The 5,598-nt window shown below is 54.3% G+C and carries 4 protein-coding genes and 2 pseudogenes; 4 read left to right on the top strand and 2 right to left on the bottom strand.

Translation table 11 applies throughout. From position 1 onward, the window contains the following. Both EBBID32_RS21795 and EBBID32_RS21790 read right to left on the bottom strand, forming a co-directional pair. On the bottom strand, positions 1-824 hold an 824-nt coding region (locus tag EBBID32_RS21795), incomplete at its 3' end, for an enoyl-CoA hydratase/isomerase family protein (RefSeq protein WP_156022655.1). Continuing rightward, positions 784-1,341, bottom strand: a complete 558-nt coding sequence (locus tag EBBID32_RS21790) for a thiolase C-terminal domain-containing protein (RefSeq protein ID WP_231382281.1) — start codon at positions 1,339-1,341, stop codon at positions 784-786. The genes EBBID32_RS21790 and EBBID32_RS21795, both read right to left, overlap by 41 nt. Positions 1,342-1,689: 348 nt before the next feature. Here EBBID32_RS21790 and EBBID32_RS21785 point away from each other — a divergent pair, with 348 nt between their 5' ends. The 4 genes and pseudogenes from EBBID32_RS21785 to EBBID32_RS21770 form a co-directional block, all read left to right on the top strand. Continuing rightward, entirely contained in the window at positions 1,690-3,153 is a 1,464-nt protein-coding gene (locus EBBID32_RS21785; RefSeq protein ID WP_006967312.1) for an aldehyde dehydrogenase family protein, read from the top strand. Positions 3,154-3,244: 91 nt separating this feature from the next. Further along, positions 3,245-4,684 carry an aldehyde dehydrogenase family protein gene (locus tag EBBID32_RS21780; RefSeq protein WP_006967311.1) on the top strand — a complete coding sequence of 480 codons (1,440 nt, stop codon included), beginning with the start codon at positions 3,245-3,247 and terminating at the stop codon, positions 4,682-4,684. A gap of 320 nt (positions 4,685-5,004) precedes the next feature. Further along, a pseudogene (locus EBBID32_RS21775) lies at positions 5,005-5,160 on the top strand (transposase); the annotation flags it as partial. An 80-nt stretch (positions 5,161-5,240) separates the two neighbouring features. Further along, positions 5,241-5,598, top strand: a pseudogene (locus EBBID32_RS21770) (transposase); the annotation flags it as partial.

Here is a 5,598-nt window from a genome sequence, read left to right as displayed (position 1 = left end):
ACGCGTGTGGCCATGAAATCCGCTGGCCGCTTTTCCCAGAAGGCAGCGAAGCCCTCCTTGAAATCCTCGCTGCGCAGAAGCTCCACCTGAGCGTTTTCCTCTTTCGCCAGATCGGCATCGAAGGATACCGGCGGATTGCGGAAGCGCTCTTTCGCCAACGTCAGCGCGCCGAGCGGCAGGCGGGCGAGTTGCGCCGCCTTGGACACGGCGGTTTGCATCACCGCTGTATCCTCTGTCAGAACGTCGGCAAGGCCGATCCGCACCGCATCCTCTCCCGAGATCGTCTCGGACTCGAAGATGATCCGTCTTGCGCGGCCGGTTCCTACCCGCTGTGGAAGGGTGCGCATCATGCCCCAGTCCGGGATGAGACCCAGTTTAAAGAAGGGCACAAGAATCTTCGTCCCCGGCCCGACTATAATGTAGTCACCAAGCATGGCGAGGCCAACGCTCGCACCTGCAGCCCAACCCTCCGCCGCCGTGACGATCGCGACCGGAGCCTCTGCAACCAGCCGGCAGAGCCGATGGATGTGCTGAAGTCGGGCTCTCGCCTGTTCCTCCGACAGGCCGATCATCGACGGTACGTCCCCGCCAGCGGAAAGATTGCCATTAACACCTCCAAGCACGAGTGCGCGAACCGAAGGGTCCTGCAGACCCTCGCGCAACCCATGATACAATTCCTCGCGCACATTATAGTCGACCGCATTCAACTTCGCAGGCCGACTGATCAGCAGCCGCAGCACGTGTGGTGCCGGCCGATCGACAGCAATATTCTCGAATACCTCTTTAGACATCGAGGCGCCCCACGATCGAGACGGACGCGACATTCTGCGACGGCTGGCCGCCGAGATTATGGGTCAATCCGATCCGAGGATTGGGGAGTTGACGCTCCCCTGCGCGACCCGATAGCTGAAGATACATCTCATACAGCATCCGAATGCCGCTGGCACCGATGGGGTGGCCGAAGCATTTGAGACCGCCATCGATCTGGCAGGGGATTTTGCCGTCAGCGTCGAACAGGCCGTCGAGCGTATCCTTCACCCCCCGCCCCTCGTCAGACAGACCAAGGTCCTCCATCGTAATCAGTTCGGTAATCGAGAAACAGTCATGAACTTCGGTCATGCTGATTTCCTCGCGTGGACTTTGGATCCCCGCCTCGGCATAGGCGCGCTTCGCAGCGATGCGGGTGGTATGGACGTAGCTCCCGTCCCAGCCACTGTCCTGCAATTCCCATCCGTTGCTGACCGCGATCTGCAGCGCCTTGAAACTGACGATATCTTTCTTGCCCATCGCTCGCGCGATCTCGGGTGTGGTGAGTATCGCGGCGGCAGCTCCGTCCGACACGCCCGAGCTATCGTGATCTTGTGGACGTCCAGGCCCACATACTTCACCGTCTCGCTCATCGCTCGCCTCCATGCAGGAGATCGCGCCAGACCAGCGATCTCGATCCTGCATACTACGAGGCCGATGGGGTCAGCCTCAGGCGAACATGTGGTCTAGTGATGGTATGGCGCGGAAACGGGGCCCCTTTGGGGGGACAGCCAAATGGGCTGTTACGATCTAGAGTTTCAGAGTTAGCTACCTCGGGAAGTACAAAGGACAGCTGCCAATAGCGGAAAGTCGGTCCAAATGGAGATACATTTCAAGGCAGCGGGTGAGGTATTGCGCAGCAAAAAATGAAGGGAAACGCTAATGGACGCAGTTGGTGTCGAAACGACCGGATCAAAGCCCGTCGGCGCAGGGATATTGAACGACTCAATTGCAATTGATCGATTGAAAGAGTCGCTCAAGTTACAAAAAGCGGCGTTCAGAAGAAATTCTAACCCATCACAGATGGAACGAACCGCCCATCTCCGGGCACTCGTTGCAATGATGGCCGCTAATCGTAATAAAATTCGTGATGCGTTGGTGCAGGATTTTTCGGCGCATCCAACGGAGTTTTCTGATTTGATCGAGGTCGCGGGCGTTATGGGCCGGGCCGAAACCGCGATCAACCGTCTGCCCGTTTGGATGGCGCCCGATCGCCGCGAGGCTGAACCGATGTTCGGAACGCCCACCGCTTTCATGCAGTACCAACCTAAAGGGGTGATCGCAAATGTGGTGCCCTGGAATCTGCCATTCGAGCTTGGCTGCGGGCCACTTGCAGAAATGCTAGCGGCCGGAAATCGGGTTATCCTTAAACCCTCGGAGTATACTCCGGCTTGCGCAGACGTTCTCGAGGAGATGATCGCCGCCACTTTCGATCGAGATCACGTAACCGTCTCGAAGGGAGGCCTTGATTTGGCAAAAGCACTTCCATCCCTTCCATGGGATCATATACTTTACACCGGAAGCACAGTTGTCGGACGCCAGATCATGGCGGCTGCAGCTGAGAATTTGGTCCCTCTGACACTTGAACTGGGTGGAAAATGCCCAACTATTATGACATCAACGGGGCTTAGCTCCCGTAATATTCAATCTGTACTTGGAATGAAACTAGCCAAGAACGGCCAGATATGTGTATCGGTTGATCATGTGCTGGTCCATCGAGAGCAAATGGAGGCGTTCGTTTCTGCCCTGCAGGAGTATTACCGTACCAATTTGAACAACCATTCACAATCTCCAGATTGTACCGGAATCATCACGCAACGCCAATTGGATCGGCTTGTTGGACTACTTGATGAAGCAAATATCAGTGGCGAACGGGTTATCCATCTTGAAGATTCAGGTATTGATCGGGACCGGCGCATTATGCCGCTTACCTTAATTGTGGACCCGAAACCTGGGCTTAGTTTGATGAATGAGGAAATATTCGGCCCAATTCTGCCCATAATACCTTATGACTCGATCGAAGATGCTATTGAGCTCATAAATCAACGCGATCGCCCCTTGTGTATTAATATATACAGCCAAAATCCCGAGGAAATTGATGCTGTGCTCGAACGCACCATCTCAGGCGGCGTCACGGTTAATGGCGCAGCATTGAACGGTGTTTGTCCCTCACTTGGTTTCGGGGGCATTGGCGCTAGCGGCATGGGCCGTCATCATGGCATAGAAGGATTCCGCGAGTTTAGTAATAATAGAGCAGTCTACTTTAGATCTGAGCAGGATAATCTTGCCTCGATCTTTCCACCTTTTGGCGAAGCCACGCGCGATCTGGTTGCTTCGATTTTTTAGTCATCTTCAGATTAATTTTGCGCATCGCTACATGAGTCATAGAAGACGGCTTCTATTGCGTGTCTATAATAATTTGAATGGGAGATTTTCGATGTCTATTAGTACAATGGCAGATAACGGAAGCGGCGATCTTTTGAAGCTGAATGATCGACTTGACTCGATGAAGGCGGCTTTCTTGCTCAATCCATATCCGCCGCTTGAAGAACGTCGTGATCATTTACGTGCATTGATCTCGATGCTAGTTTCGAACCGCCAGCGTATCCGCGATGCGCTGCGAGCCGATTTTCATTCCCATTCAGATCTGTATGCCGATCTTATCGAAATGGTCGGCCCCGTCGAACGCGCCCATGCGGCGATAGGCAATCTGGAGAAGTGGATGGCGCACGAAGAACGCTATGCTGATCCGGCCTTATATGGTGATGGGAAGGCCTATGTAGAATATCAACCTAAAGGTGTTATTGGATCCATAGTTCCTTGGAATTTTCCAGTTGAATTGGCGTGCGGACCTCTCTCCGATATTCTCGCTGCCGGGAATCGAGCAATGATAAAGCCGTCGGAATTCACGCCGGTGACGAGCTCGATGTTGCGCGAGATAATTGGCGCGACATTTGATGAAGATCATGTCCATGTGGTTGAAGGCGGCGAGGAGATGGCTCGTCATTTCTCAGCTCAAAAATGGGATCATCTTCTTTATATTGGCAGCACACGCGTGGGCCGGCTGGTCATGAAGGCGGCCGCAGAGAATTTGGTTCCCGTGACGTTGGAGTTGGGAGGAAAATGCCCCGCGCTGCTGACTAAAAGTGGTGTCAACCCGAAATCTGTAGCCTCTATTCTGGGCTTGAAGACAATGAAGAATGGACAGGCTTGCGTGTCGGCTGACTATGCCTTGGTCCCGTCCTCAGAAAAGGAAAAGTTTCTTGAACTCGTTCTGCGATATTCCCGTGATACGATACCAGGCTTCTTCAATTCCGATGATTGCACCGGTATCATTTCTCGATCGCACTTTGACCGGATCCAGGCTCTTATTGAAGATGCCCGGTCTAAGGGTGCTGAAATCATATCACTTGATGAGAGTGTTGAGGCTGATGCCTCAAGCAGGCGCATGGCTCTCCACCTGGTTATCGACCCTTCACCCGATGCGAGGGTAACAAAGGAAGAGGTTTTCGGGCCTGTGTTGCCAATCATTTGGTATGATGAGCTGGATGATGCTATTGCGTTGATTAACCGTGGAGAACGTCCGCTCGCAATTTATATCTTCTCGGAAGACAAGCAGGAGATCGAGAATGTGTTACGCCGAACCATCTCTGGAGGCGTGACAGTGAATGGCGGGGCCATTCATGGCACATTGTCGACGCTCGGATTTGGCGGCATAGGCGGCAGCGGAATGGGGCGTCACCATGGCTGGGACGGGTTCCGGGAATTCAGCAACGCCCGCGCCATCTTTGTTCGCGGCGAACAGGACAATGTCGATATCTTGTACCCGCCTTACGGTGATGCGGTACGGGAAGTAGTCGATAGCATTCTGACATAAGAGCCTGATCCGAAAGTTGTTGAGCAATACCAGCCATTTGTGATTCATCCGTCTTTCCGAAGAGATGGAGTGAGGCATGGCATGGACTGGTAATTCCCGGCGTGAGCATAGCCGGGATGGATTGCGGTATCCATCCAATTTAACTTGCTGTTACCCACAAGTGGTCGCGTGCTTGATTCCGTTTGTCGCGCGCCAATTGCCTGCCTGGAATCGGTCATGACATACTGGGTCTCCTTGCTGCCCATTATGCCCCGTGACGTGCCCCCCATAATCTCCTTCACATTGAGTTAGAGTCCATGCCTTATGGAAGGACGGACGAGATGAAGCGGATACGGTTTACAGAAGAACAGATCATTGGCGTGTTGAAGGAGGGCGAGGCGGGAGCGAAGACCGCTGATTTGGCCGGCAGGCACGGTGTGTCGGAAGCGACCATTTACAACTGGAAGTCCAAGTATGGCGGCCTAGAAGTATCAGAGGTGGCCTGGCAAAACTGCACAGGGTGATAAGTGGATTTTCTGCCTGACCGTGACCAATGGGCCGCATGACAGGAGATCAGATGAGCAGACGACCACGCCGGAACCACAGCCCGGCTTTCAAGGCAAAGGTGGCATTGGCTGCCGTTAAGGTTGAGAAGACGCTGGCCGAGTTGGCGCAGCTTTATGACGTTCACCCGAACCAGATCACGACTTGGCGGACCCAGTTGCTGGAAGGGGCAGCAGGGGTTTTCGGATCGGACAGCGCTACCGAGGCGGCGGAGCCTGCGATCGACGTGAAGACGTTGCACGCCAAGATCGGCGAGTTGACGCTGGTGAACGATTTTTTGGCCGGCGCGCTCGGGAAGGCGGGTCTGTTGCCGAGCGCAAAGCGATGATCGACCGTTCGCACACGTTGCCGCGTATCGCTCCGGTGAGGGC

It is taken from the genome of Sphingobium indicum BiD32 (genome assembly GCF_000382885.1).
In the GTDB taxonomy this organism is placed as follows: domain Bacteria; phylum Pseudomonadota; class Alphaproteobacteria; order Sphingomonadales; family Sphingomonadaceae; genus Sphingobium; species Sphingobium japonicum_C.
Note: the sequence above shows the minus strand (reverse complement) of the source record. Positions and strands in the feature narration are given on the sequence as shown.